This is a genomic window from Duganella sp. 1224 (assembly GCF_013408245.1).
GTDB lineage: Bacteria > Pseudomonadota > Gammaproteobacteria > Burkholderiales > Burkholderiaceae_D > Rugamonas.
Map to the genome: position 1 here is coordinate 62,581 of NZ_JACBYS010000009.1, position 25,169 is coordinate 87,749.

24 protein-coding genes are annotated in these 25,169 nt (G+C 64.8%); 15 read left to right on the forward strand and 9 right to left on the reverse strand.

What is annotated here, in order from left to right; all coding sequences use genetic code 11:
• Window positions 1-60 precede the first annotated feature (60 nt).
• Window positions 61-1,341, forward strand: a complete 1,281-nt coding sequence (locus FHW58_RS25255) for an EAL and HDOD domain-containing protein (RefSeq protein ID WP_179675950.1) — start codon at window positions 61-63, stop codon at window positions 1,339-1,341.
• A gap of 66 nt (window positions 1,342-1,407) precedes the next feature.
• Here FHW58_RS25255 and FHW58_RS25260 read toward each other — a convergent pair whose 3' ends face one another.
• Entirely contained in the window at window positions 1,408-1,785 is a 378-nt protein-coding gene (locus FHW58_RS25260; protein ID WP_179675951.1) for an SPW repeat protein, read from the reverse strand.
• Window positions 1,786-1,926: 141 nt separating this feature from the next.
• Between FHW58_RS25260 and FHW58_RS25265 the strand changes: the two genes are divergently transcribed.
• Entirely contained in the window at window positions 1,927-2,859 is a 933-nt protein-coding gene (locus FHW58_RS25265; RefSeq protein ID WP_373996730.1) for an ABC transporter ATP-binding protein, read from the forward strand.
• A gap of 10 nt (window positions 2,860-2,869) precedes the next feature.
• On the forward strand, window positions 2,870-4,243 hold the full coding sequence (locus FHW58_RS25270) for an ABC transporter permease (protein WP_179675952.1): 1,374 nt from the start codon (window positions 2,870-2,872) through the stop codon (window positions 4,241-4,243).
• 99 nt (window positions 4,244-4,342) lie between these two features.
• Here FHW58_RS25270 and metH read toward each other — a convergent pair whose 3' ends face one another.
• Window positions 4,343-8,104 (reverse strand): methionine synthase, encoded by a 3,762-nt coding sequence (metH, locus tag FHW58_RS25275; RefSeq protein ID WP_179676066.1) that lies wholly within the window; start codon window positions 8,102-8,104, stop codon window positions 4,343-4,345.
• Window positions 8,105-8,343: 239 nt separating this feature from the next.
• Here metH and FHW58_RS25280 point away from each other — a divergent pair, with 239 nt between their 5' ends.
• Window positions 8,344-8,616, forward strand: coding sequence for a BrnT family toxin (locus FHW58_RS25280; protein WP_179675953.1), 273 nt, complete (start codon window positions 8,344-8,346; stop codon window positions 8,614-8,616).
• A complete protein-coding gene (locus FHW58_RS25285; protein WP_179675954.1) occupies window positions 8,600-8,833 on the forward strand; it encodes a hypothetical protein in 234 nt (77 codons plus the stop codon). Before FHW58_RS25280 ends, FHW58_RS25285 begins: the two co-directional genes overlap by 17 nt.
• Here FHW58_RS25285 and FHW58_RS25290 read toward each other — a convergent pair.
• Window positions 8,810-9,400 (reverse strand): 2-hydroxychromene-2-carboxylate isomerase, encoded by a 591-nt coding sequence (locus tag FHW58_RS25290; RefSeq protein WP_179675955.1) that lies wholly within the window; start codon window positions 9,398-9,400, stop codon window positions 8,810-8,812. The genes FHW58_RS25285 and FHW58_RS25290 overlap by 24 nt on opposite strands.
• Window positions 9,401-9,448: 48 nt before the next feature.
• Between FHW58_RS25290 and FHW58_RS25295 the strand changes: the two genes are divergently transcribed.
• Both FHW58_RS25295 and FHW58_RS25300 read left to right on the forward strand, forming a co-directional pair.
• Window positions 9,449-9,904, forward strand: coding sequence for a hypothetical protein (locus FHW58_RS25295; RefSeq protein ID WP_179675956.1), 456 nt, complete (start codon window positions 9,449-9,451; stop codon window positions 9,902-9,904).
• Window positions 9,901-10,797: a DUF2145 domain-containing protein gene (locus FHW58_RS25300; RefSeq protein ID WP_373996731.1), complete on the forward strand. Its 897-nt coding sequence runs from the start codon at window positions 9,901-9,903 to the stop codon at window positions 10,795-10,797. Before FHW58_RS25295 ends, FHW58_RS25300 begins: the two co-directional genes overlap by 4 nt.
• Here the strand turns inward: FHW58_RS25300 and FHW58_RS25305 are convergent.
• From FHW58_RS25305 to FHW58_RS25320, 4 genes are all read right to left on the reverse strand, one after another.
• Window positions 10,794-11,468: an FkbM family methyltransferase gene (locus FHW58_RS25305; protein ID WP_179675957.1), complete on the reverse strand. Its 675-nt coding sequence runs from the start codon at window positions 11,466-11,468 to the stop codon at window positions 10,794-10,796. The two genes, FHW58_RS25300 and FHW58_RS25305, sit on opposite strands and share 4 nt — an antisense overlap.
• Before the next feature lie 12 nt (window positions 11,469-11,480).
• Window positions 11,481-12,782, reverse strand: a complete 1,302-nt coding sequence (locus tag FHW58_RS25310) for a hypothetical protein (protein ID WP_179675958.1) — start codon at window positions 12,780-12,782, stop codon at window positions 11,481-11,483.
• Window positions 12,779-13,678, reverse strand: coding sequence for a hypothetical protein (locus tag FHW58_RS25315; RefSeq protein WP_179675959.1), 900 nt, complete (start codon window positions 13,676-13,678; stop codon window positions 12,779-12,781). The genes FHW58_RS25310 and FHW58_RS25315 overlap by 4 nt, the downstream gene beginning before the upstream one ends.
• Window positions 13,679-13,821: 143 nt before the next feature.
• Window positions 13,822-14,460 (reverse strand): NAD(P)H-dependent oxidoreductase, encoded by a 639-nt coding sequence (locus FHW58_RS25320; protein ID WP_179675960.1) that lies wholly within the window; start codon window positions 14,458-14,460, stop codon window positions 13,822-13,824.
• A gap of 94 nt (window positions 14,461-14,554) precedes the next feature.
• Here FHW58_RS25320 and FHW58_RS25325 point away from each other — a divergent pair, with 94 nt between their 5' ends.
• A complete protein-coding gene (locus tag FHW58_RS25325; RefSeq protein ID WP_179675961.1) occupies window positions 14,555-14,935 on the forward strand; it encodes a MerR family transcriptional regulator in 381 nt (126 codons plus the stop codon).
• Here FHW58_RS25325 and fmt read toward each other — a convergent pair whose 3' ends face one another.
• Together fmt and def are read right to left on the reverse strand one after the other, a co-directional pair.
• The gene (gene fmt / locus FHW58_RS25330) at window positions 14,936-15,886 is read right to left on the reverse strand and encodes a methionyl-tRNA formyltransferase (protein WP_179675962.1); all 951 of its coding nucleotides are present in this window, start codon (window positions 15,884-15,886) and stop codon (window positions 14,936-14,938) included.
• A gap of 14 nt (window positions 15,887-15,900) precedes the next feature.
• Window positions 15,901-16,443 carry a peptide deformylase gene (def, locus tag FHW58_RS25335; protein ID WP_179675963.1) on the reverse strand — a complete coding sequence of 181 codons (543 nt, stop codon included), beginning with the start codon at window positions 16,441-16,443 and terminating at the stop codon, window positions 15,901-15,903.
• A gap of 173 nt (window positions 16,444-16,616) precedes the next feature.
• On the opposite strand from def, the gene FHW58_RS25340 reads away from it, so the two are divergent.
• From FHW58_RS25340 to FHW58_RS25370, 7 genes are all read left to right on the forward strand, one after another.
• Window positions 16,617-17,711, forward strand: coding sequence for a LysM peptidoglycan-binding domain-containing protein (locus tag FHW58_RS25340; RefSeq protein ID WP_179675964.1), 1,095 nt, complete (start codon window positions 16,617-16,619; stop codon window positions 17,709-17,711).
• An 8-nt stretch (window positions 17,712-17,719) separates the two neighbouring features.
• The gene (gene dprA / locus FHW58_RS25345; protein WP_179675965.1) at window positions 17,720-18,838 is read left to right on the forward strand and encodes a DNA-processing protein DprA; all 1,119 of its coding nucleotides are present in this window, start codon (window positions 17,720-17,722) and stop codon (window positions 18,836-18,838) included.
• A 42-nt stretch (window positions 18,839-18,880) separates the two neighbouring features.
• The gene (locus FHW58_RS25350) at window positions 18,881-19,345 is read left to right on the forward strand and encodes a DUF494 family protein (RefSeq protein ID WP_179675966.1); all 465 of its coding nucleotides are present in this window, start codon (window positions 18,881-18,883) and stop codon (window positions 19,343-19,345) included.
• A gap of 171 nt (window positions 19,346-19,516) precedes the next feature.
• On the forward strand, window positions 19,517-22,174 hold the full coding sequence (locus FHW58_RS25355; protein WP_179675967.1) for a DNA topoisomerase III: 2,658 nt from the start codon (window positions 19,517-19,519) through the stop codon (window positions 22,172-22,174).
• Between the two features lie 209 nt (window positions 22,175-22,383).
• The gene (locus FHW58_RS25360; protein ID WP_179675968.1) at window positions 22,384-22,866 is read left to right on the forward strand and encodes a hypothetical protein; all 483 of its coding nucleotides are present in this window, start codon (window positions 22,384-22,386) and stop codon (window positions 22,864-22,866) included.
• Between the two features lie 80 nt (window positions 22,867-22,946).
• Entirely contained in the window at window positions 22,947-23,429 is a 483-nt protein-coding gene (locus FHW58_RS25365) for a hypothetical protein (RefSeq protein WP_179675969.1), read from the forward strand.
• A gap of 138 nt (window positions 23,430-23,567) precedes the next feature.
• Window positions 23,568-25,106, forward strand: a complete 1,539-nt coding sequence (locus FHW58_RS25370; protein WP_179675970.1) for a methyl-accepting chemotaxis protein — start codon at window positions 23,568-23,570, stop codon at window positions 25,104-25,106.
• The last annotated feature ends 63 nt before the right edge of the window (window positions 25,107-25,169 follow it).

The following is a 25,169-nucleotide window of genomic DNA, read 5'->3' on the forward strand; positions in this document are numbered from 1 at the left end:
CGGCGTGTATTGCTGTCAAAATGGAAGACGGAGCCGACCGTCTTTTGATTTGGACCCGCAATGATCGATCTCACCCTACACGACACCGGTCCCCAGAGCTTGCGCGTGCGCGAATTCTATCTGGGGCGTCAGCCTATCCTGGACCGTAACCAGGCTTTGTTCGGCTATGAGTTGCTGTTCCGCAACGCCCCGGTGGGACCGGCGCACGTCATCAACGACCTCAACGCGACGGCGGCGGTGATCGCCCACGCCTCGCAGCTGGGCATGGAAAAGACCATCGGCGACGCGCTGGGCTTTGTCAATGTCGATGCCAGTGTGCTGATGAGCGATATTTTTTCCTTCCTGCCGCGCGAGAAGGTGGTGCTGGAAATCATCAACACGATGCCGGCCACGCCGGAGGTGCTGAGCCGGGTGCGCGAGCTGGCCGGCCACGGCTTCCGCTTCGCGCTGGACGACGTGACCGGCGAGAACGACGACGTGCTGGCGCTGCTGCCGCTGGTGGATTACGTCAAGATGGACATGCGCAACATCCCGCTGAGTACCTTGAGCAAGCTGGCGCCGCGCTTCCGCCAGGAGAAGAAAAAGCTGGTGGCGGAAAAGGTCGAGACGCGCGAGGAATTCAAGAACTGCCTGGATCTGGGCTTCGACTACTTCCAGGGCTATTACTTCTCCAAGCCGGTGATCATGAGCGGCAAGAAGCTGTCGCCGTCGCAGCTGGCAGTGATGGAGTTGATGACGCTGGTGACCTCCGACGTCGACAACCAGGAAATCGAACGCGCCATCAAGCGCGACGTGTCGCTGGCGCTGAACCTGCTGCGGCTGGTGAACACGCCGGCCGTGGGCGCGCGCCAGCGTATCGACTCGCTGAGCCAGGCGGTGACCATCCTCGGCCGGCGGCAGTTGCAGCGCTGGCTGCAGATCATGCTGTATGCCGAGCCGAGCAAGCGTGGTCACAGCATGACGCCGCTGCTGATGCTGGCCACCACGCGCGGCCGCATGCTGGAGCTGTTGGCCGGCAAGCTGCGCCAGAACCAGCGCGAGGTGGCGGATATCGCGTTCACGGTGGGCATCATGTCGCTGATGGACACCTTGTTCGGGATACAGATGGGCGAGATCCTGGAGCAGATTCCGGTGGGGGACGAGGTGCGCGAGGCCTTGCTGTATCGGGGCGGCTTCTACGGCGACCTGCTGCGACTAGTGGAATGCATAGAGCGGATCGAGGAGATGGACAACCTGATCGTGCCGACGTTGCGCGACCTCGCCATGTCCACCGACGAATTGGTGGAACTGGAGATGGCGGCGTTCGAGTGGAGCGACAACGTGGTCCGCTACGCGCTCTAAACCCTGCCCCCGCCGAGGGGTCTGACCCCGTACGGGGTCAGACCCCGATGCATGACGCCGTGCGGGTCACGCGGGATGCTTGGCCCCAGGCCAGTGCTTCACCAGCTCCGGATCGGTACGCATCTCCCACAGCGCCAGCACCGCCACGGCCACCCCGACAATCAGCGAATTCCACAACAGATCCGGGTTGTCCTCCACGCGCAGCACCCACGGCGACACCGCCACCCAAATCCCCACCAGCAGATTGAGCACCACTGCCCAGAAATACGTCTTGTACAAATCAAACGCCGCCAGCAGCGCGATCACCGCGCCGGAGATGAACGCCGTCCACGCCTGCACCGACGGCACCGGATAGCCGAACAGCCACGGCGTAATGAAGTACCACAACCCCAACAGCAGAATCACCTGATCCTGCCAGCGTTTGACGGATGGATTGGTTGCCATATTGCCTCCCATAGTAGTCGGGCCGCCGGATGGCGGCGTTCTTACTTAGTCCGCCGACGGCCGGTAAAAGTTCACCGCAGCTTGCCAATTTGTCATGGCAACGCTATCCTGCAAGCCATACTGATCAACACGGAGGCGGCGGTGTTACTGAGCGTGGAGCAAATCTCGAAGTCCTACGGCGCGCGCAAGGCGGTCGATGGGGTGTCGTTCAAGGTGCAGCGCGGCCAGACCGTCGGCCTGATCGGTCCGAATGGCGCCGGCAAGTCCACCACCGTGGGCATGATCTGCGGCCTGCTGCGCGCCGACGCCGGCCGCATCGTGCTCGACGGCGACGTCATCGGCCAGGGCGCCAGCGCCGCCAAGCGCAAGATCGGCTTCGTGCCGCAAGATCTGGCCTTGTACGAGGATCTGTCCGCGCTGGAAAACCTGAAGCTGTTCGGCGCGCTGTACGGCCTGAAGGGCGCGCAGTTGAAGGAGCGCTGCGAGCAGGTGCTGGCGCTGGTCAACCTGGCCGACCGCGCGGCCGACGTGCCGTCTACTTTTTCCGGCGGCATGAAGCGCCGCCTCAACATCGCCGCCGCGCTGCTGCACGATCCGCTGCTGCTGATCCTGGACGAGCCCACCGTCGGCGTCGATCCGCAAAGCCGCAACGCCATCTTCGACACGCTGGAAGCCTTGCAGGCGCAGGGCCGCGCGCTGATCTACACCAGCCACTACATGGAGGAGGTGGAGCGGCTGGCCGACCACATCGTCATCATCGACCACGGCAAGGTGCTGGCCGACGAAACGCCGGCCGCGCTGTACCAGCGCCTGCCGGCACAGGCGGCGCTGCAGGTGGAACTGGCCAGCGAGCCGTCGTCGGCGCTGCTGTCGGACGTGCAGGCGCTGGAGGGCGTGACGGCGGTGGAACGCCATGGCGCCACGCTGCACATCGGCCTGGCCGCGGCCTCGCAGGCGGCGCCGGTGCTGGCCTGGCTGAATGGGCAGGGCCATGCGCTGCTGCACTTCGCCACCGCCCGCACCTCGCTGGAAAACATCTTCCTCAACCTGACCGGCCGCAGCCTGCGCGACTGAGAGAACCGATATGACCGCATTGATTGCCCTGACCCGCAAGGATCTGATTCTGTACCTGAAAGACAAGCGCGCGCTGATGCTGCATCTGCTGATGCCGGTGGTGCTGGCGGCCTTCTTCGGCTCGCTGTTCGGCGGCAGCGGTGGCGGCGACAGCACCAGCAAGATCGACGTTGGCCTGGTGGTGCAGGACCAGTCCGAGCAGAGCCAGAAGATCGCCGCCGGCCTGAAGGCGGACAGCGCGCTCAATATCGTTGAGCTGAGCCAGCAGGAGGCGCAGGCGCGGGTGCGCAGCGGCAAGCTGCCGGTGGCGGTGGTGATTCCGGCCGGCTTTGGCGAAGCGGCGTCCAGCGCGCTGTTCAGCGGCCGCAACAAGCCGGAACTGCCGCTGTATTACGATCCGTCGCAGTCGACCATGCTGGCGATGGTCAAGGGCTTGTTGACGCAGCAGGTGATGCAAGTGACCAGCGCGTCCGTCATGAGCGGGCAGGGCGGCCGCACCACGGAAAAGTATCTGGCCGAGTTGCCGGCCGCCGGCAGCCGCACTGCCGAGCAGGCGCAACTGGGCGATTTCCTTAGCAGCCTGAAGAAGTTCCAGGACCAGCTGGCGGCGACAAACGCGGCCTCCGCCGCTGGCGCCGACGGTGCGGCCTCGGCAACCTCCGGCGCATCGGCCGGCGCCGCCAGCGCAACCAACGCGGCCAACGCGGCCGGTGCGGCGCACGCCGGCGGCGGCATGACCATGCCGTACACCACGCACGACGAAGCGTTGAGCAGCGGCCCCAAATACAACGGCTACGCGCACTCCTTCGCCGGCATGGGCGTGCAGTTCATCCTGTTCATGGGCATCAACCTGGGCATCAGCATTCTGCTGGAGCAGCGCCAGGGCATCTGGAGCCGCCTGCTGGCCGCGCCCATTTCGCTGAAGACTGTCATCATGAGCCGCGCCGTCGCCGGCGCCATCATCGCCACCGGCCTGATGGTGGCCATGTTCATTTGCGCGGTGCTGATCTTCAAGGTGCAGATCACCAGCGTGGCCGGCTTCCTCGGCATGGCGGTCTGCTTCGGCATGATGACGGCCGCGTTCGGCCTGCTGATCGCCGCCTTCGGCAAGACGCCGGAAGCGGCGCGCGGCATCGCCACCTTCGCCACACTGATCCTGGTGATGCTGGGCGGCGCCTGGGTGCCGTCGTTCGTGTTCCCGCAGTGGATGCAGACCGCCACGCTGGTGGTGCCGACGCGCTGGGCGGTGGATGGCCTGGACGCGGTCACGTGGCGCGGCCTCGGCCTGAACGGCGCGGTGCCGGCGATGGCGGTGTTGCTGGGCTTTGCGGTGGTGTTCGGGGCGCTGGCCGTGTGGAAGTTTCTGAAAGACCAGCGCCAATAAACCACGTCATTCCGGCGCAAGCCGGAATCCATGCCGAGTGCGCGGCGAGGCACAGGGGTTATGGGTGCCGGCTTGCGCCGGCATGACGGTGGTGGCGGTTTACGACAGGTTGGGCGCCAGCCAGCGTTCCAGCTCGGCCTTGTCGACCCCACGGCGTTGCGCCATGTCGTTGAGCTGGTCCTCGCCGATCTTGCCGACAACGAAGTATTTCGACTCGGGGTGCGCGAAGTAAAAGCCGGACACGGCCGCGCCGGGATACATGGCGAAGGAATCCGTCAGCTGCATGCCGATCTCCTCGGCCTGCATGGTCTTGAACATGTCGCGCTTGACCGTATGTTCCGGGCAGGCCGGATAGCCCGGCGCCGGACGGATGCCCAGGTACTGCTCGCCGATCAGCTCCTCGTTGCTCAACTTCTCGTCGGCCGCATAGCCCCACAAGTCGGTGCGCACGCGCTCGTGCAGATACTCGGCAAACGCCTCGGCCAGACGGTCGGCCAGCGACTTCAGCATGATCGACGAATAATCGTCGTGCGCGTCCTCGAAGCGCTTCTCGTGCTTCTCGATGCCCAGGCCGGCGGTCACCGCAAACATGCCGATGTAATCCTTGACGCCGCTATTCTTGGGCGCGATGAAATCGGCCAGGCACTGGTTGGGACGCTGCACGCCATCCACCACCGGCTTCACGCCCTGCTGGCGCAGGCCGTAGTAAGTGAAGTCCACGGTCGCGCGCGTATCGTCGGTGTAGACCTCGATATCGTCGTCGTTGACGGTGTTGGCCGGCAGCAGCGAGATAACGCCGTTGGCGGTCAGCCAGCGGCCGTCGATCAGCTTCTTCAGCATGGCCTGGCCTTCCTCGTACACCTTGGTCGCCGCCTCGCCCACCACCTCGTCGGTCAGGATGGCGGGGAAGGGGCCGGCCAGATCCCAGGTCTGGAAGAACGGGCCCCAGTCGATGTAACGCGCGATGGTGGCCAGGTCGACGTTGCGGAACTCGCGGCGGCCGATGAACTTCGGCTTCACCGGCGCGAACGACAGCTGCATCTTGTTGGCGCGCGCCTCGGCCAGCGGCAGCATCGGCAGGGCCTTCTTGTTGGCGTGCTGTTCGCGGATGCGCTCGTAATCCTGCTCGATCTCGGCGATGTACTGCTCGCGCGATTCCGGCGTCAGCAGCGATTGCGCCACCGACACTGAACGCGACGCGTCCGGCACGTACACCACCGGCCCGTCGTAGTTGTGGGCAATCTTCACCGCCGTGTGGGCGCGGCTGGTGGTGGCGCCGCCGATCAGCAGCGGGATCTTCAGCATGCGGAAGTGTTCGTCGCGCTGCATTTCCTTGGCCACGTGGGCCATCTCTTCCAGCGACGGCGTGATCAGGCCGGACAGGCCGATGATGTCGGCGTTCTCCACCTTGGCGCGCGCCAGGATCTCGGAGGCCGGCACCATCACGCCCATGTTCACCACTTCAAAGTTATTGCATTGCAGGACCACCGAGACGATGTTCTTGCCGATGTCGTGCACGTCGCCCTTGACGGTGGCGATGACGATCTTGCCCTTGGGCTTGGCGACGATGCCGGTACGGCGCTCCTCCTCGGCCTTTTCCTCCTCGATGAAGGGGATCAGGTGCGCCACCGCCTGCTTCATCACGCGCGCCGACTTGACCACTTGCGGCAGGAACATCTTGCCCTGGCCGAACAGGTCGCCGACGATGTTCATGCCATCCATCAGCGGGCCTTCGATGACGTGGATCGGCCGGCCGCCGGACGCCGCCACCTGCGCGCGCATCTCCTCGGTGTCCTCGGTGATCCATTGCGTGATGCCGTGCACCAGCGCGTGCGCCAGGCGTTTTTCCACCGGGCCGTTGCGCCATTCCAGCGTGGCCGCCTCCTGCTTGCCGGCGCCGGCCTTCAAGGTGCCGGCGAATTCGATCATGCGCTCGGTGGCGTCCTCGCGGCGGTTCAGCACCACGTCCTCGACGCGCTCGCGCAGTTCCGGTTCCAGGTCGTCGTAGACGCCGACCATGCCGGCGTTGACGATGCCCATGGTCATGCCGGCCTTGATGGCGTGGTACAGGAACACGGTGTGGATGGCCTCGCGCGCCGGGTCGTTGCCGCGGAACGAGAACGAGACGTTGGACACGCCGCCGGAAATCTTCGCGTGCGGCAGATTTTCCTTGATCCAGCGGGTGGCGTTGATGAAGTCCACCGCGTAGTTGTTGTGCTCCTCGATGCCGGTGGCGACCGCGAAGATGTTCGGGTCGAAGATGATGTCTTCCGGCGGGAAGCCGACCTTCTCGGTCAGCACTTTGTAGGCGCGGCCGCAGATTTCGATCTTGCGTTCGTAGGTGTCGGCCTGGCCTTTCTCGTCGAAGGCCATGACGATGACGGCGGCGCCGTAGGCCAGGCACAGCTTGGCCTGGCGGATGAATTCTTCCTCGCCTTCCTTCATCGAGATGGAGTTGACGATGGACTTGCCTTGCACGCATTTCAGGCCCGCTTCAATCACCGACCACTTGGACGAGTCGATCATGATCGGCACGCGCGAGATGTCCGGTTCCGAGGCGATCAGGTTGAGGAAGCGGGTCATGGCGGCCTGCGAATCCAGCATCGCCTCGTCCATGTTGATGTCGACGACCTGGGCGCCGTTTTCCACCTGCTGGCGCGCCACGCTGAGCGCCTCGTCGTACTGCTCGTTGAGGATCATGCGCGCGAAGGCCTTGGAGCCGGTGACGTTGGTGCGCTCACCGACGTTGACGAACAGCGAGCTGTCGTCGATGGTGAACGGCTCCAGGCCGGACAGGCGCTGCGCCACCGGCACCTGCGGCACGCTGCGCGGCTCGACCGTCGACAGGATTTCGCCGATGGCCTTGATGTGGTCGGGCGTGGTGCCGCAGCAGCCGCCGGCGATGTTGATGAAGCCCGCCTCGGCGAATTCCTTCAGCAGCGCCGAGGTGTCGGCCGGCAGTTCGTCGAAGCCGGTGTCGCTCATCGGGTTGGGCAGGCCGGCGTTGGGGTAGATGCAGACGTAGGTGTCGGCGATCTGCGACAGTTCCTCGGCGTAGGGACGCATCAGCGCCGCGCCGAGCGCGCAGTTGAGGCCGATCGTCAGCGGCTTGGCGTGGCGCACCGAGTTCCAGAACGCCGGCACGGTCTGGCCGGACAGGATGCGGCCGGAGGCGTCGGTCACGGTGCCGGAGATCATCAGCGGCAGGCGTTCCTGCGCCGGGTGCTCGTCGTAGTATTTTTCGATGGCGAACAGCGCGGCCTTGCAATTCAGCGTGTCGAAGATGGTTTCCACCAGCAGCAAGTCGACGCCGCCGTCGATCAGGCCCTTGGTCTGCTCGTAGTAGGCGTCCACCAGTTGGTCGAAGGTGATGTTGCGGGCGGCCGGGTCGTTGACGTCCGGCGAGATCGACGCGGTTTTCGGCGTCGGGCCGAGGGCGCCGGCGACGAAGCGCGGCTTGTCCGGCGTGCTGTACCTGGCGGTGGCGGCGCGCGCCAGCCTGGCGGCGGCCACGTTCATCTCGTAGGCCAGGTGGCCCATGTAGTAATCGTCCTGGGCGATCCAGGTGGCGCCGAAGGTGTTGGTTTCGATGATGTCGGCGCCGCCGGCCAGGTAGCGTTCGTGGATTTCCTGGATCACCTGCGGCTGGGTCAGCGTCAGCAGCTCGTTGTTGCCCTTGACGAACAGCTCGCGCGCGCCGGCGTCGGCGGGCGGGGCGAAGTCGATGAACGCACCGTCGGGGCCGCCGCGATAGGCGGTTTCATCCAGCTTGTACTGCTGGATGATGGTGCCCATCGCGCCGTCCAGGATCATGATGCGGCGGGCGAGAATCGCGCGCAACTGGGCATCGGTCTTGGACATGACGGGACGGGATACGGTGTTATTCATTTGATATCTCAGGAGTCTTAGAGGGAGCGCGCCATGAGGCTGAGGGCGGTCTGGGATTATACGGCATCCCTGAATATGCTTCAGCCAACAGCGGCATCGCCGCAACAATCTGCCGTTTCGCTCGCCTGATCCATCTCAAAGGCCGCGACCCGCAGCGGCGCACCATCCAACAGTGCGCGCTGCGCCGCGCTCTATACTGAGATGGAGCGGCCATGAAATTTGTATGGGACGAGCACAAGAACCAAATTAACATTAAGAAGCACGGGGTGAGCTTTGATGAAGCAAAAGAGGTCTTCGACGGGTCTCCCTTGGTTTATTTCGATGTTGATAGTTCCTTGAATGAAGACCGCTATATTGCCATTGGCTTTTCAGGCGCGCGATTGCTGGCGGTTGCATTCGTAAATCGTGACGCAGGTACGACGAGAATTATCTCGGCGCGCAAAGCGTTGAAGTCAGAGGAGAAACGATATGGACGAGGATATTGATTTGAGTGATATTCCTGAACTGGGTGAAGAATTCTTTGCGAAAGCGCGAAGGATTGGCCCATTGGTGGAAAAGAATAGCGTGGTTGTCGACAGTGACATTTACGAATGGTTCAGGTCGACGCTTCCGGAACCAGAGCGTTCAAAGCGCATCAGTCAGGTCTTGCGTGTTTACATGGAGCGATACCAGGCGCGGCTAGCGATGGCTGGCCAAGGCTAGAGCGTCGGCCAGGCGGTCGTTGCCCCAGTACATGTCGGCGCCCACGAAAAAGGTGGGGGCGCCGAAGATGTGGCGGGCGCGGGCTTCGTCGTTGCGGGCGCGCAGGCGGGCCTTGTTGTCGTCGGACTGGGCGGCGCTCAGCAGCGCCGGCGCGTCGAGGCCGATGCTGGTGAGGATGGCGGCGATCACCTCCGGGGTGCCGATGTCCTCGTCGTGCTCGAAGTTGGCCAGCATGACACGCGCGCAGAATTCGGCCATCCACGGCTGATGCTCGCCCAGCAGCGCCACCCGCGCCGCCAGCAGCGAGCGGCGCGGAAACTCGGACGGCCGGCGCCACGGCAGGCCATACTTGGCGCATTCGCGCGGCATGTCGCGCCACACGTAATCGCCCTTGTCCTTCTGCAGCACGAACGGCGAGTTGTCCCAGCCCTGCTCCTTGAAGATCGGTCCCAGCAGGAAGGGCTTCCAGTGCACGATCACCTCCTTCTGCCGCGCCAGCCGCAACACGCTCAGGTAGCTGTAGTTGCTGGCAAAGTCGAACCAGCAGCTGATTTCAGATGCGGACATAACAGTCTCCTTTTATACTTCCTTATTTGCACAGTTTAGGAAGTGTAGATGAATATCACTTTGACCATGCGATTGATGGGTGCCGTTGGCCTGATGGCTGTGGCATTGCATGCACAGGCGGACAGCGTGGCGTCGTCCGCGTCGAGCGCCAGTTCGGCTTCCAGCGGCAGCGTGTCCGATTCGCTGGCCAGCTCCAGCAACAGCTCGAACAACAACAAACGCGTGGCCGACGCCGACTACCGCATCATCGACATCGCCGTTACGCCCGGCCGCGCCGACCGCACCCGCGTCACCATGCAGGCCGACGATGCGGCCCAGCGCATTGTGCTGGACCTGCCGCAAACGACTTTCGACAAGCAGCAACTGGCCGTTGGCGACGGGATGTATGCGCACAACCGCGTCTACGGCATCGAGTTTGGCCGCGCCGACAATCGCCAGCCGTTCTACCTGGTGCTGGCCGACGAGTGGTATGGCGAGCTGGCCTCGCGTCCGCTGAGCCTTTGAAACGGTTGCGCGCACTGGCGCTGGGCCTGCTGATGGCAGCCGGCGCCGCCCACGCTTCGTCCGGCCGCTTCTGCGACCGCACGCACGATCTCAGCGCCGCCGAGCAGGATCGCCTGCTGCGCTTTGCCGCCGTGCTGCGCGACGAACTGGCCGCCACCGACGAGAGCGTGGCGCTGGTCAGCCGCTCCGGGCTGGATCTGTCGCGCTTCCACATCCGTTATTCGCACGGCGCGGTGGCGTGGCGCTCGGAGCAGGGCGCCTGGTCGGCGCGGCAGTTGTACTACGCTTGCGACGAGGGCCGGCCGCGCATCTACGATCAGGGTCTGGCCGGCTTCGCCATGGGCACCGACGATCCGCAACTGGGGTATGTGAGCATTGTGCGCCTGCCGCCGCAGGCGGTGCTGGCGTTGCGGCCGGCGCTGCTGGATACCTCGCGCGCGCTGCACCTGCTGGGCGCGCAGTACAGCGCCAATGCCTACGCTTACGGCCTGCGCTACCAGAACTGCAACCAGTGGCTGATCGAGATGCTGGCGGCCGGCTGGGGCGATCTGCCGGATGGCGAGGATCTGCGGGCGCGCGCGCAAGCCTGGCTGCGCGAGGAACATTACGCGCCGCAGCCGGTCGATGTCGGCTCGCGCTTGTGGATGCTGGCCGCGTATTTCGTGCCGCTGCTGCACCTGGATGATCATCCGGACCAGGACCGTGACGCCTTGCAGCTGCATATCAGCTTGCCCAGCACGGTGGAGGACTTTGTGCGTGCGCGCTTTCCGCAAAGCCAGCGCGTCGAGTTATGCCATGACGACAAGCAGATCGTCATCCACCGCGGCTGGACGCCGATTGCCGACGGTTGCCATCCGGCCGAAGGCGACCGTGTGGTGTCGCTCATCGACTAATAGCGGCGCCGCCATACCACGCTGCCGGCGTGCCGGCGCGGAAACGCCGCCGCGCGGAGGTAGCAGTCATCGATAAACCATGCTGTGACGAAGATGAAACCGCGCGCTTCCAGAAAGCCGCGAATCGCCGCCCGCGCCGGCTGGTGATTGTGTTCGACGGTGATAATGTTGAAGGTGTGGCGCTCGAAAGGAAAACTCCGCAGCAGCGCCAATTCGCTGCCTTCGGTATCCAGGCTCCAGTAGTCGATGACGGCGGGCGCCCGCGCCTGCGACAGCGCGGTGGCGAGGGTCATGGTGCGCTTGCTGACCAGCGGCGGATGGCCAGCGGCATCCAGCGTCAGGCGCTGGGTTCTCACGGCGTGCGCCAGTTGCGCGGGGGCGAATGCGTTGACCAGGCCGCCAAGTGTGCCGGCCGCTTCCAGAAAAGGCAGGTCGGCCACGCGGTCGTACAGGCAGGCGTTCAGGCATTGGCAGTTTCGGTTGCGGATCAGCCGCTGGTAAAACGTGGTGTTGGGTTCGACGCACAGGCCGCGCCAGCCGAACTCGCGCTCCAGCAGCGCGGTGTTGCTGCTGCGGAGGCCGTCGGCGGCGCCGGTGTCGAGGAAGTAGCCGTTGCGCTGGCCGTTGAGCAGTTGCAGCACCAACTGGTCCTGGCCGAATTGCGAGGGCATGGTGGCGCCCTGTCAGCGATGGCGGCTGAAGGCTGGCGAGCGCCATGCGCTGTCTTGCCGTGCCCAGCGCGCGGCGAGGTCCGGGCGGCTGCTCAGGCTGCGATGCAACTGGTCTTGTTCGCGGTGGCCATACAACAGCGTGACGTTGATGCGGTGATGTTCGAATCCCGGCTTGAAATGGACCGCGTGGGTGCCGTGGAACAGGTCGGAGTTGAACAGCACGCAGCGGTTTTGCCGGTAGGGGATATAGGTCGCTTTTGCCCGGTTCTCGCGCAGGAAGGCCTTGATGATGTCGGTTCGGCCGTTGTAGGTGTGGAAGTCCCACGCCAGCGGGGCGTCGACGTCGTAGACCTTCATGCCGCCGGTCTCCGGTGACAAGTTGCAGTCGTCCGGCGTCAGCCAGAAGTTGACGTTGACGGCGGCGAAGTCGGCGTGCAGGTTGACGTCTTCCGGCAGGTCGCCGGCGTTCTTGAAGCCCCAGATTTGCCGTAGCGGGTAGCGTGGCGTGATGACGCGCGGCAGCGCTGCCTGCAATTCCTGCGCGACCTGCAGCAGCAGCGCGCAATGGAAGCCGTCCTGGAAGAATGCGCCGAAGCGGTTGTACGCATAGCGGATGCCGGTCCAGACGGTGGCTTGCAGGGCGAAGCGGTGCAGGCCTTGCAGCGCCTCTGGCGTCAGGAAGTCGTCGATCACGACCAGGCCGTCGCCTTGCTCCAGGAAGCGCGCTTCGATGTCGCGCGGGTTCCAGCCGGGAGACAGCGCGCGCGGCACGCGGCCGGCTGGCGGCAGGTGCACGATGCGGTTGTAGAGGTGGCCGATCTGGGCGCGCTCGCTGTCGCTCATCGGTCTGCGCGCTTCGTCGTGGCCGGCGGCAGCCATGTGGTCGGCCAGTTGGTGGTAGGTGTGGATGGCGGCGTCGAAGCTGGCGTCCAGCAGGTTCAGGCTACGCAGGTAGGCGAACTGGCCGGCGTCGTGGCGCAGCTTGCTGACGGTGAGGGTGTCGCGTGGCACGCGCGGCAGGGCGTGGCTGGCGGCGATGCGGTCCGGGTGCCAGTGGCTGCGCCAGCGGTGGGCCAGCAGCTTGCCCAGGTGCTCAGTCAAGGCAAAGTCGCCTTGCCGCATCGCGCGGTCCAGCTCGGTTTGCGCCCACTGGAAGGCGGAGTCGTCGGCTGACAGTTCTTGCCGCCACAGGGAGTCCGCGGCGTTGGTGTGGCCGTTTTTGAGGAGCGTGAGCAGCAATCGGCGTCGCGCGGCCGGCGCGTCCCGCGGCGTCGGCGGCTTGGAGCGCGCGGGCAACAGGTCGGCGAAGTTCATGGCCGCTCGTCCAGCGCGCCGGAACGGATCAGGTGGCGCGCGTAGCTGGTCAGTGCTTCCAGCGTGATGATGACGTGGCTGGTGCCGAGGAAGCGTTCGGTGTTCAGCGTGGTGGCGGTGGTTATGGGCGAGCGCGTCATGCCGGTGTGCGTGAAGGGTGTGGTGCTTGGGTGCGTTTTCTCGGTGGTTTCGGTGATGTAGGTTTTCCAGGTGACGGCGGTGAGTGTGCCGCTCAGGTCGGTGCCGGTGCTGTCGGTGCCAGTGCTGTCCGTGCCAGTGCTGTCCGTGCCGGTGCTGTCGGTGGCGTCCGTGCCGGTGCTGTCGGTGGCGTCCGTGCCGGTGCTGTCCGTCGCGTCATCGGTGCCAGTGCTGTCGGTGGCATCGTCGGTGCCGGTTTCGTCGGTCCCGGTGCTGTCGGTGGCATTAGTGGCATCGGTGGCATCGGTGGCATCGTCCGTGCCGTCTTCGCCGAAGTGGTGCCAGCGGCCGAAGATCACTTGCAGCCAGTTGTCGTCCAGCTTGATGCGGGCGGTGTCGTGCAGCGCGAAATGGGCCAGCGCGGATACCACGTGATGGGCGCGCTGCTCGATGACCGCGGCGGACAAGTCCCGCACAAAGCCTTGTTGCGTGATGGCTTTGCCGTCGCTGCGCATGGCGTAATCGCGGAACCAGGAGATCAGGTAGTTATTGGCCAGGCAGGCGTAGATCAGGTGGTTCATCGCCGCCGCTTCCTCGGGCGGGATGCGCTTGCCGTTGACGTATTCCGAGGCGATCTGTGCCGGATCGGTGATGAACTGCTCGCGCAGAAGAAAGTCCGACGCCAGCGCGCGGAACAGGGCGTCAAGCCGCCGTTGCAGTGCGAGTTGTTTGCGTGAACCGCTTGGGTAAGTGTCCATTGGCGCCTCCTCGATGGCAATGGTTGAGCATCGAGTCTAGGCGCCAGCGTAAAGGCGGTCTATGTGAATCCGGGCTGGATTTGATGAGCGCCAAACAATGGCGAAATAGTGAGGTGGGCCGGCCGCGCGGACCGGCCGTTTGCTTAGTTCAGCTCGGTGACCATCTTGCCGATCGGGCGGCGCACCTTTTTCAGGTTGACCAGCCAGTCGCTGTCGGCCTTGCGGTAGCCCAGCGGCAGGATCACCACGCTGCGCAGGTGGCGCTCTTTCAGGCCCAGGATCCGGTCGACGGCGGCCGGATCGAAGCCTTCCATCGGCGTGCTGTCGATGCCTTGCTCGGCGGCGGCCACCAGTGCCACGCCCAGCGCGATGTAGGCCTGGCGCGCGGCGGCGTCAAAGTTGGCCTGCTCGGTGCGGGCGGCGATGATGCCGTGCAGCTGCTTGCGGTAGGCTTCCCAGCCTTCATTGATGAAGCCGCGCACTTCGTTGGTGTAGTCGAAGGCGGCGTCAATGCGCGCCGGGGTGATGTTGTCCCAGGCCGCGAACACCAGCAAGTGCGAGGCGTCGGTCACTTGCGACTGGTTCCACGCCACTTCGCGGATCTTGGCGCGCAGGTCAGGATTCTTCACCACGAACACCTCGAACGGCTGCAGGCCGCTGGAGGTCGGCGCCAGGCGGATCGCTTCCAGCACATGGTTCAGCTTTTCCTCGTCCAGCTTTTTGGACGCGTCGTAGCTCTTGGTGGCGTAGCGCCAGTTCAGATGTTTGATGACATCAGTCATATCGATACTCCTATTTGTAATAAAGCCTGCCTGGGCAGGAGACGGCGGACCGATCTATAATAAGTTTCAAGTCAACTTGAGGGTCAAGCGGAAAATGAAAATCGGTGAATTATCGCGCAAGTCGGGCCTGGCCGCCTCGGCGATCCGGTTTTATGAAGAGCAGGGGCTGCTGGCGCCGATCTCGCGCACCTCGTCCGGCTATCGCCAGTACGCCAGCAACGCGCCGGACCGGCTCAAGCTGATCCAGGGCGCCAAGAAGCTGGGCTTTTCGCTGGACGTGATCCGCGACATGCTCGACGAAAACGGCAAGTGCTCGATCGAGAAGACGATGCAACAGTCGGCCATCCTGCTGCGCGAGATTGAAGCGCAGCAGGCGGCGCTGGAGCGCAAGCGGCAGTCGCTGCTGATCCTGCGCGCCAACCTGGGCAACTACAACATGGACGCGCCGTGCGGTGAGCCGCAGGCGGTCAACTGATCACGAGAACGACAGGCCTTCCAGCGCGAAGCCCTTGATGAACTCGGCGGCGGGCAAACGCTTGCCGCCCGGTTTTTGCAGCGAGGTCAGGCGCAGCGCGCCCTGGCCACAGGCCACCACGATGCCGTGCTGGGCGTCGGCCGACAGCACCTTGCCGGCCGGGCCGCTGGCGTCCACCACCTCGGCGCCCCACAGCTTGATCACCACGTCGTTGACCGTGCCGTGCGCACCTGGGAAGGGATTGAAGGCGCGGATCTTGCGGCCGATCTCCACCGCAGATTGCGTGAAGTCCAGCGTGGCTTCTTCCTTGCTGATCTTGGCGGCGTAGGTCACGCCGTCTTCCGGCTGCACCACCGCCTCCAGCTGCTGGTGCTGGTATTTTTGCAGCGCCTCGACGATCATCTTGCCGCCCAGCGCCGCCAGCTTGTCATGCAGGCTGCCGGTGGTGTCGCTGTCCGCGATGGCCACCTTTTCAATCAGCAGCATCGGGCCGGTGTCCAGGCCTTCTTCCATTTCCATGATGGTGATGCCGGTTTCAGCGTCGCCCGCCTCGATGGCGCGGTGGATTGGTGCGGCGCCGCGCCAGCGCGGCAGCAGCGAGCCGTGGATGTTGAGGCAGGGCTTGATGTCCAGCGTGCTGCGCGGCAGGATCAGGCCGTAGGCGGCCACCACCATCACATCGTATGGCGTCGACAGCAGGCGCTGGTGCGCGGCCCTGGCTTCCTCGGCGCGCTGCGGGTCCTTGCTGTCCATGCGCAGCGACAGCGGCTGCAGCACATCGATGCCTTTTGACACGGCGTACTGCTTGACCGCCGACGGCTGCAACTGCATGCCGCGGCCGGCGGGACGGTCCGGCTGGGTCAGCACCAGCGGGATCTCAAAGCCGGCCTCGTGCAGCGATTGCAGGGCCACGGCGGCAAATTCCGGGGTGCCGGCGAAGATGACTTTCATGGCGGCGCCAGCCATCAGTAGCGGCGGCCCTGCGCGCGCAGCTGGGCTTCGCGCTGAATGCCGCGCTCTTCCTTCTGCAGCTTGGTCTTGATGCGGTTGCGCTTCAGCGGCGACAGGTACTCGACAAAGACCTTGCCTTTCAGGTGGTCCATCTCGTGCTGGATGCACACGGCCAGCAGGCCGTCGGCGTCCACTTCAAACGGCTGGCCCTTGACGTCGAAGGCGCGCACCTTGACCTTGGTCGGACGCTCGACGCCGTCGTAGATGCCCGGCACCGACAGGCAGCCTTCCTCGTACAGCTGCTTGTCGTCGCTGGCCCACAGGATTTCCGGGTTGATGAAGGCGGTCAGCGCGTTCTTTTCCTCGGTGATGTCGATGACGATCACCTGCTCGTGCACGTCCACCTGGGTGGCGGCCAGGCCGATGCCGGGCGCGTCGTACATGGTCTCGGCCATGTCGGCCACCAGTTTCTCCAGGCGCTCGTCAAACACGGTGACCGGCGCGGCAACCTTGTGCAGGCGTGGATCGGGGTAACGCAGAATATTTAAAATAGCCATGATAACTAAGTGAAAACTATGTGATTGCCCTGCTAATGCAGCCAGCGCGCGGCGATCGGTGAAGGCGCGGTTTCGCTTGCTAGTTCAGGGTTTTATGGGCAGAATTTGATTCAATTTGGCAAGCTTTACTGCTTGGCTGTCGTGTGCCTGCGGCGCACTTACTGGATCTATTAATGAAAAATTTTAGCACAGTCGGTCGTCGTCTGGTCTGGGTCACGCTTTTTGCCGCCTCGGCGGCATCGTCTGCGCCGCTGGTGTGCGCATTCCGCGCCGACGCCCCGGACCAGCACGTGGTGGTCAAGGGCGACACGCTGTGGGACATTTCCGGCACCTTCCTGCAAAAACCGTGGTGCTGGCCCACCGTGTGGGGCATGAACCGCGACGAGATCGCCAACCCGCACTGGATCTATCCGGGCCAGATCATCTGGTTCGACCGCGCCGCCGGCCGCCTGCGGCTGGGCCAGCCGATCGCCGCCGGCGCCAACGATGCCGGCGCCCAGCGCCTGAGCCCGCGCGTGCGCACCGAGGGCCTGGGCGCCGACGCCGTGCCATCGATCGCGCCGGGCGACATCGAACCGTTCCTGACCCAGCCGCTGATCGTCGAGGATGACGAGCTCAGCAACGCGCCGCGCATCGTCGCCACCCAGGAGGGCCGGGTATTCCTCGGCAAGGGCGACAAGGCCTATGTGCGCGGCGCGCTGGACGGCAACAGCGCGTTCCAGGTGTTCCGTCCGGGCGCGCCGCTGAAGGACCCGGTCACCAAGCAGGTGATCGGCTACGAGGCCTTTTATTTAGGCACGATGAAATTGCAGGCCGAGGCCCGGCCGGGCGCGGGCAGCGACGTGCACACCTTCAGCGTCACCACCGCCGCCCAGGAAATCGGCAAGGGCGACCAGCTGCGCGCGGTGCCGCCGACACCGCTGCAGAATTATGTGCCGCACCCGCCCGCCCAGCCGCTCGATGCGCGCGTGGTGGCGGTGTACGGCGGCGTCACCCACGCCGGCCAGAACCAGATTGTCAGCATTAATCGCGGAAAGCTTGACGGACTCGATATCGGGTCCGTGCTGCAGCTGTACCATGCGGGAGCGACTGTCAGCGATTCCACGGCCAAAAAGGGCTGGTTCGGGCGCGAGCAGCAGGTCAAGCTGCCGGATGAGGAAGTGGGCAGCTTGTTTATCTTCCGCACGTTCAAGCATATTTCCTATGGCTTGATCATGCAGGTCACGGCGCCGGTGCAGATCGGCGACGTCGCCAAGTCGCCGGAGTAAGCCGCGCCGTGCAAGCCACGGACCCACCTGCCAAAACGACGTTGCCAGCGCTGGCCGGCTGGCTGCGTCTGCAACAGACCGACCACGTCGGCCTGCTGACCGCGCATCGCCTGCTGGAGCACTTCAAGACACCCGACGCCATCTTTGCCGCCAGCCGCGAGGCGCTGCTGGGCGTGGCACGGCCGCGGCAGGCCGACGCGCTGCTGGGCGCGCCGCCGCCCGGCCTCGACGCCCAGCTGGACGCGATGCTGGCGTGGCAGGAACAGCCGGGCAACCTGCTGCTGCCGTTCGGCCATCCGGCCTATCCCGACTATTTGCGCCACATCATCGGCGCACCGCTGCTGCTGTTCGTCAAGGGCCGGGTGCAGCTGCTGCCGCAGCGCTCGGTGGCGGTGGTGGGCGCGCGCAACGCCAGCCGCCAGGGCCTGCTGAACGCCGAGCGCCTGGCGCAGGCGCTGTCCGAGGCTGGCGTGACCATCGTCTCCGGGCTGGCGCTGGGCATCGACGCTGCCGCCCACGCCGGCGGGCTGAACGGCGCCGGCGGCACCATCGCCGTGCTCGGCACCGGCGCCGACCGCATCTATCCCGCGCGCAACGGCGCGCTGGCGCGGCGCATTGCCGAGGAGGGCTGCATCGTCAGCGAGTACGCGCTCGGCACGCCGCCGTCGCGCGACAGCTTCCCGCGCCGCAACCGCATCATCAGCGGGCTGGCGCGCGGCGTGCTGGTGGTGGAGGCGGCCGCCCAGTCCGGTTCGCTGATCACCGCCCGCCTGGCCGCCGAGCAGGGGCGCGATGTGTACGCCGTGCCCGGCTCGATTCATGCGACACTGTCCAAGGGCTGCCACCAGCTGATCCGCGACGGCGCGCGGCTGGTGGAAAGCGCCGCCGATGTGTTGTCGGCCCTGCACATGCTGGCCGCCGCCGAGGCGGGCGCGCGGCCGGCGCTGGATGATAGTTTTGTCGACCGGGTGCTGGCGGCCATGGGCGACGATCCGGTGCAGGCCGAGATGCTGGCCAGGCACCTGGGGCAGAGCGCCGCCGAGCTGCAGGGGCAGTTGCTGGCGCTGGAACTGGCGGGGTTGCTGGAACGGTTGCCTGGCGGCATGTTTCAGCGCTTGCGTGGCTGAACGCACTTGTATCCTTTTCGTGTTAACTGATAGAGTAGAGCCATGTTCGACGTCCTTGTTTATCTCTACGAGACTTATTACCGTCCCGATGCCTGCCCCGAGCCGGCCGCATTGGCCAAGAAGCTGTCGGCCGTCGGTTTTGACGACGTCGAGATCTCCGAGGCGCTGGTGTGGCTGACCGACCTGACGGCCATGGCGGGCGTGGAACAGGCGCTGACGGCGGCCTCCACCGGCACCCGTTTCTACGTCGAGGAAGAGCAGGACGCGCTGGGGGCGCCGGCCATCGGCTTCATCCAGTTCCTCGAATCGGCCAAGGTGTTGTCGCCGCTGCAACGCGAGATCGTCATCGAGCGCGCGCTGGCGCTGGACGAGATGCCGGTGTCGCTGGGCAAGCTCAAGGTCATCGTGCTGATGTTGCTCTGGAGCCAAGGCAAGGAGCCGGACGCGCTGATGTTCGACGACCTGTTCGGCTCGGACGAAGACCAGGCGCCGCGCCTGCTGCACTGAATTTTCCCTTTCTTTTGTGCCATCCGGACGCGCCGTGCTTGCGGTGCGCCCGGCAATCCGCTTATTATTTGCGCTTTGACAAGACTGTGACGGAAACGTGCAGACTGCCGTGCGATCCATGTATGATGCGCATGCTGTCCCTCCCAAGTGTTAAAAACGAGATATTAAAATATGAGCAAAACCCTCATCATCGCCGAGAAACCGTCTGTCGCGAACGACATCGCCAAGACGCTGGGCGGCTTTACCAAGCACGATGAGTACTTTGAATCCGACGAGTACGTGTTGTCTTCCGCCGTCGGTCACCTGCTGGAAATTGCCGTCCCGGAAGAACATGACGTCAAGCGCGGCAAGTGGAGCTTCGCCCACCTGCCGATGATTCCGCCGTATTTCGCGCTGAACCCGATCGCCAAGACCGAGGCGCGCCTCAAGGTGCTGAACAAGCTGATCAAGCGCAAGGATGTCACCACCCTGATCAACGCATGCGACGCGGGCCGCGAAGGAGAACTGATCTTCCGCCTGATCGCCCAGAACGCCAAGGCCAAGCAGCCGGTCAAGCGCCTGTGGCTGCAGTCGATGACGCCGTCCGCGATCCGCGACGGCTTCACCCACCTGCGCAGCGACGAGGAAATGATGCCGCTGGCCGACGCCGCCCGTTGCCGCTCGGAGGCCGACTGGCTGATCGGCATCAACGGCACCCGCGCCATGACCGCCTTCAACTCGAAGGAGGGCGGCTTCTATCTGACCACCGTCGGCCGGGTGCAGACGCCGACCTTGTCGATCGTGGTCGAGCGCGAAGAGAAAATCCGCAAGTTCAAGCCGCGCGACTACTGGGAAGTGCGGGCCGAGTTCGTCTGCGCCGCCGGCGTGTACGAAGGCCGCTGGCTGGACACCAAGTTCAAGAAGGACGAGACCGATCCCGAGAAGCGCGCCGAGCGCCTGTGGAGCAAGGCCGCGGCCGACTCCATCGCGCTGGCCGTGCGCGGCAAGCAGGGCAACGTCACCGAGGAAGCCAAGCCGACCACCTCAATCTCGCCGGGCCTGTTCGACCTGACCAGCCTGCAGCGCGAGGCCAACTCGCGTTTCGGCTTCTCGGCCAAGAACACGCTGGGCCTGGCGCAGGCGCTGTACGAGAAGCACAAGGTGCTGACCTATCCGCGTACCGACTCGCGCCACCTGCCGGAAGACTACCTGGCGACCGTGCAGCAGACGCTGGAGGTGGTGAAGGAGAACCACAACTACCACCAGTTCGCCAAGCAGATCCTGGACAAGGGCTGGGTCAAGCCGAACAAGCGCATCTTCGACAACACCAAGATTTCGGACCACTTCGCGATCATCCCGACCACCATCGCGCCGAAGAACCTGTCCGAGCCGGAACAGAAGCTGTACGACCTGGTCACGCGCCGCTTCATGGCGGTGTTCTTCCCGGCCGCCGAGTTCCAGGTCACCACCCGCTACACCGAGGTGTCGGGCCATACCTTCAAGACCGAAGGCAAGGTCATGACCCATCCGGGCTGGCTGGCGATCTACGGCAAGGAAGCCGATGACGGCGACAAGGAAAAGGAAGGCGGCAACAACAAGAGCCTGGTGCCGGTGGCCAAGGGCGAGAAGGTGCTGACCGACAAGGTCGACGCCAACGGCCTGGTCACCAAGCCGCCGGCGCGCTATACCGAAGCGACGCTGCTGTCGGCGATGGAAGGCGCCGGCAAGCTGGTGGAAGACGACGAGCTGCGCGACGCCATGGCCGGCAAGGGCCTGGGCACGCCGGCCACGCGCGCCGCCACCATCGAGGGCCTGCTGACCGAGAAGTATCTGCTGCGCGAAGGCCGCGAGCTGATGCCGACCGCCAAGGCGTTCCAGCTGATGACGCTGCTGCGCGGCCTGGGCGTCAACGAGCTGACCGCGCCGGAACTGACCGGCGAGTGGGAATACAAGCTGTCGCAGATGGAAAAGGGCAAGATCTCGCGCGAAGAGTTCATGCGCGAGATCGCGCAGATGACGCAGGTGATCGTCAAGCGCGCCAAGGAATACGACAACGACACCATTCCGGGCGACTACGCCACGCTGACCGCGCCGTGCCCGAACTGCAACCACGTGGTCAAGGAAAACTACCGCCGCTTCGCCTGCACCCATTGCGATTTCTCGATGAGCAAAACGCCGGGCGGGCGCCAGTTTGAGATCGAGGAAGTGGAACAGCTGCTGCGTGACCGCACCATCGGTCCGCTGCAAGGCTTCCGCTCCAAGATGGGCCGGCCGTTCGCGGCCATCCTGCGCATCGTCAAGGACGAGGAGATCAAGAACTACAAGCTGGAATTCGACTTCGGCCAGAACGACGAGTCGGAAGATTCGGAACCGGTCGACTTCAGCGGCCAGACGCCGCTGGGTCCGTGCCCGAAGTGCAATGGCGGCGTGTACGAGATGGGCCTGGCCTACGTGTGCGAACACAGCGTGGCCAAGCCGAAGACCTGCGACTTCCGCAGCGGCCGCATCATCCTGCAGCAGGAAATCCTGCCGGAGCAGATGGCCAAGCTGCTCAACGACGGCAAGACCGACCTGCTGCCAGGCTTCATCTCGCAGCGCACGCGCCGTCCGTTCAAGGCCTTCCTGGTGAAGGGCAAGGACGGCAAGATCAGCTTCGAGTTCGAAGAGCGCAAGGCCAAGGCGCCGGCCAAGGGCAAGGCGGCCGCGGCGGACGAGGGCGCGGCGGAAGCGGCGCCAGCGCCGGTCAAAAAAGCCGCGGCCGTGAAGAAGCCAGCGGCCAAAAAGCCGGCCGCAAAGAAACCCGCCGCAAAAAAGGCCGCCCCTAAAAAAGCTGCCGCCACCGCGGAGTAAAACGAAAACGGGACACGCAAGTGTCCCGTTTTTTTATGCGGCCAGGCCAGGCCGGGCGCTGTGCGATAGCATGGCCATGGCTGGCGCAACGATACAACTGGTAACTTTTCTTACGAAAGTCGGGTCGTCGCCGCGCGCGGCGGGCGCGTTGAAGGAGCAAGAGCGCTGAAGAACAGCGGTCTGCCAACCGACAGAAAAGGAACAATGCCATGAAAACCAAGACCCTGATGATCACCGCCGGCCTGCTTTCGATGATCAGCGCAGCAGCGTTTGCGCAAAATCCCGTGGCCCAGGTCCAGCAAGACAACGCGCAGATCCGCCAGGACACCAAACAAATTCACCAGGACAACCGCGAAATCCGCCACGACAACACCGTCATCGCGGTGAAGCAGGGCGAGGTGGCTGCCGGCAAGCAGCAACTGCAGGCCGAGCGGCAGGAAAGCCGGGCGCTGGCCCACGCCGAGCACCAGGATCTGAAGCAGGGCAACCTGGCCGGCGCCGCCCAGCTGGAGCAGGCCCGTCGCGGCGAGCAGCAGGCGATCCAGCGGCAGAAGCAGGAAATCCGCCATGATCAGAAAGTGATCGCCCACCATGCCGCCGACAAGCACGCGGCCCAGGTGGCGCGCCAGGAGGACAAGGTGGACCGCCATCTCGACACCGCCAAGCGTGATCACGACGCCAACAAGCTCTGATTGTCACCCTGCCAAGGCCGGACGCCGCCACGCGCTCCGGCCTTGCACATGGTGCCGCAAGGCACTATATTGAAGTCATCATGACCGTTACCCTGAACACCGTCACCGCCAACGCGGCTTACCAGCCGTACGTGCCCACCGTCGCCCAGAGCGCCACGGCGGCGGCGGCCTTGTCGTCCGAGGCGGTCAGCCTGTCGGCCCAGTCGGCGGTGGTGGCGTCGCTTGGCGGCTCGACCGGCGCCGCGGTGTACTCGCCGTCCGGCCTGCTGAACAGCCTGCAGCAGGCGGGCGAGGTCAAGGAGCCGGTCGCTGTGCCGGCCGACGGCAGCGACGCCGACACCACCAACCGCGCGCAGGATGCGCTCGACCAGGGGATACTGTCCAGCCTGAATACCGCCGGCGCCGGCATCTACAACGGCAGCGGCACGGCCACCGCCGGCCTGTCCGATCAGGCGGCGAGCAACTGGGCGGATCTGCTCAAGACCAATCCCGACCTGGCCGGCACCGTCATTGCCAGCTCGTTCGAGCAGGGCATCGTCAGCACGCTGCACGTCACCGCCTAGTCACACCCGCGCATTAAAATAATTGCCGTGCTAAACTGTTGATTCTTTAGGGCAATCAATCTTCTGCTGCCCGAATCGCGGTTGCCACAGTCGCAACGTATCTTTATTTTTCAACATTGCCATTACGGCACGGTACTCATGAACAATTTTAAAATTGGCACGCGCCTGGCGGCGGGCTTCGGGTTGGTATTGGCGTTGATGATCCTGATGACGGTGATCGGCATACGCCACATGCATACGGTGGCGATGGCCACGCGCGACATGATGCAGCAGCCGCTGGCCAAGGAGCGCATGATCAGCGACTGGTATCGCCTGATCCACACCAGCGTGCGGCGCACGTCGGCCATCTCGAAAAGCTCGGACCCGTCGCTGGGCCCGTTCTTTGCGGACGACACCAGGCAGTCGGTGGCAGAAATTAACAAGCTGCAGAAAAACGTGGAAGAGCTGCTGGAAGGCGACGACGAAAAGGCGCTGTACGACAAGCTCAAGGAATATCGCAAGGTATATGGCGAATCGCGCGACAAGATCGTCGCGCTGAAAAAGGACGGCAAGCTGGACGAGGCGGCCGAGGAACTGGAACAGCGCTTCACGCCGGCCGGCAAGGCCTACCTGGGCGCGCTGAGCACGCTGCTGGAGCACCAGCGCAAAAACATGGACAGCCAGGCCGAGCAGATCGAATCGCTGTACGAGAGCAACCGCGCCTTCATGGTCGTGTTCGGCTTGGTGGTGCTGGCGCTGGGCGTGCTGTGCGCGTGGCGCCTGACGCGCGGCATCACGGTGCCGCTGGGGCAGGCGGTCGACATCGCCGAGGCGGTGGCGCAGCGCGACCTGACCACGCACATCGAAGTCACCAGCGGCGACGAAACCGGGCGCCTGCTGCAATCGCTGCAGAAGATGAACGATGGCCTGATCAGCATCGTCACCGACGTCCGCCACGGCACCGAGAACATCGCCACCGCCTCCAACCAGATCGCCGCCGGCAACCTCGACCTGTCGGGCCGCACCGAGGAGCAGGCCTCCAGCCTGGAGGAAACCGCGTCCTCGATGGAAGAGCTGACCGCCACCGTCAAGCAGAACGCCGACAACGCGCGCCAGGCCAACCAGCTGGCGGTGAAGGCGTCGGAAGTGGCGCAGCGCGGCGGCGGCGTGGTGGCCGAGGTGGTCAGCACGATGGACGCCATCACCGGCTCGTCGCGCAAGATCGCCGACATCATCAGCGTCATCGACGGCATTGCCTTCCAGACCAACATTCTGGCGCTGAACGCCGCGGTGGAAGCGGCGCGCGCGGGCGAGCAGGGGCGCGGCTTCGCGGTGGTGGCGTCGGAAGTGCGCAACCTGGCGCAGCGCAGCGCGGCGGCGGCCAAGGAAATCAAGGCGCTGATCGACGACTCGCTGAACAAGGTGGACGCTGGCAGCATGCTGGTGTCGCAGGCCGGCAGCACCATGACCGAGGTGGTGGACAGCATCCAGCGCGTGACCGACATCATGGGCGAGATCACCTCGGCCACGGTGGAGCAGAGCAGTGGCATCGAGCAGGTCAACCAGGCGATCGGCCAGATGGACCAGGTAACGCAGCAGAACGCCGCGCTGGTGGAGCAAGCCGCCGCCGCCGCCGCCTCGCTGCACGACCAGGCCGACGCGCTGACCGCCATCGTCGCCGTCTTCAAGCTGCGCTAACACTCCGGGGTCAGGTCCTCCATTTCTACACGGCCTCTGCCGTACGCGCGCGTACGGCAGAGG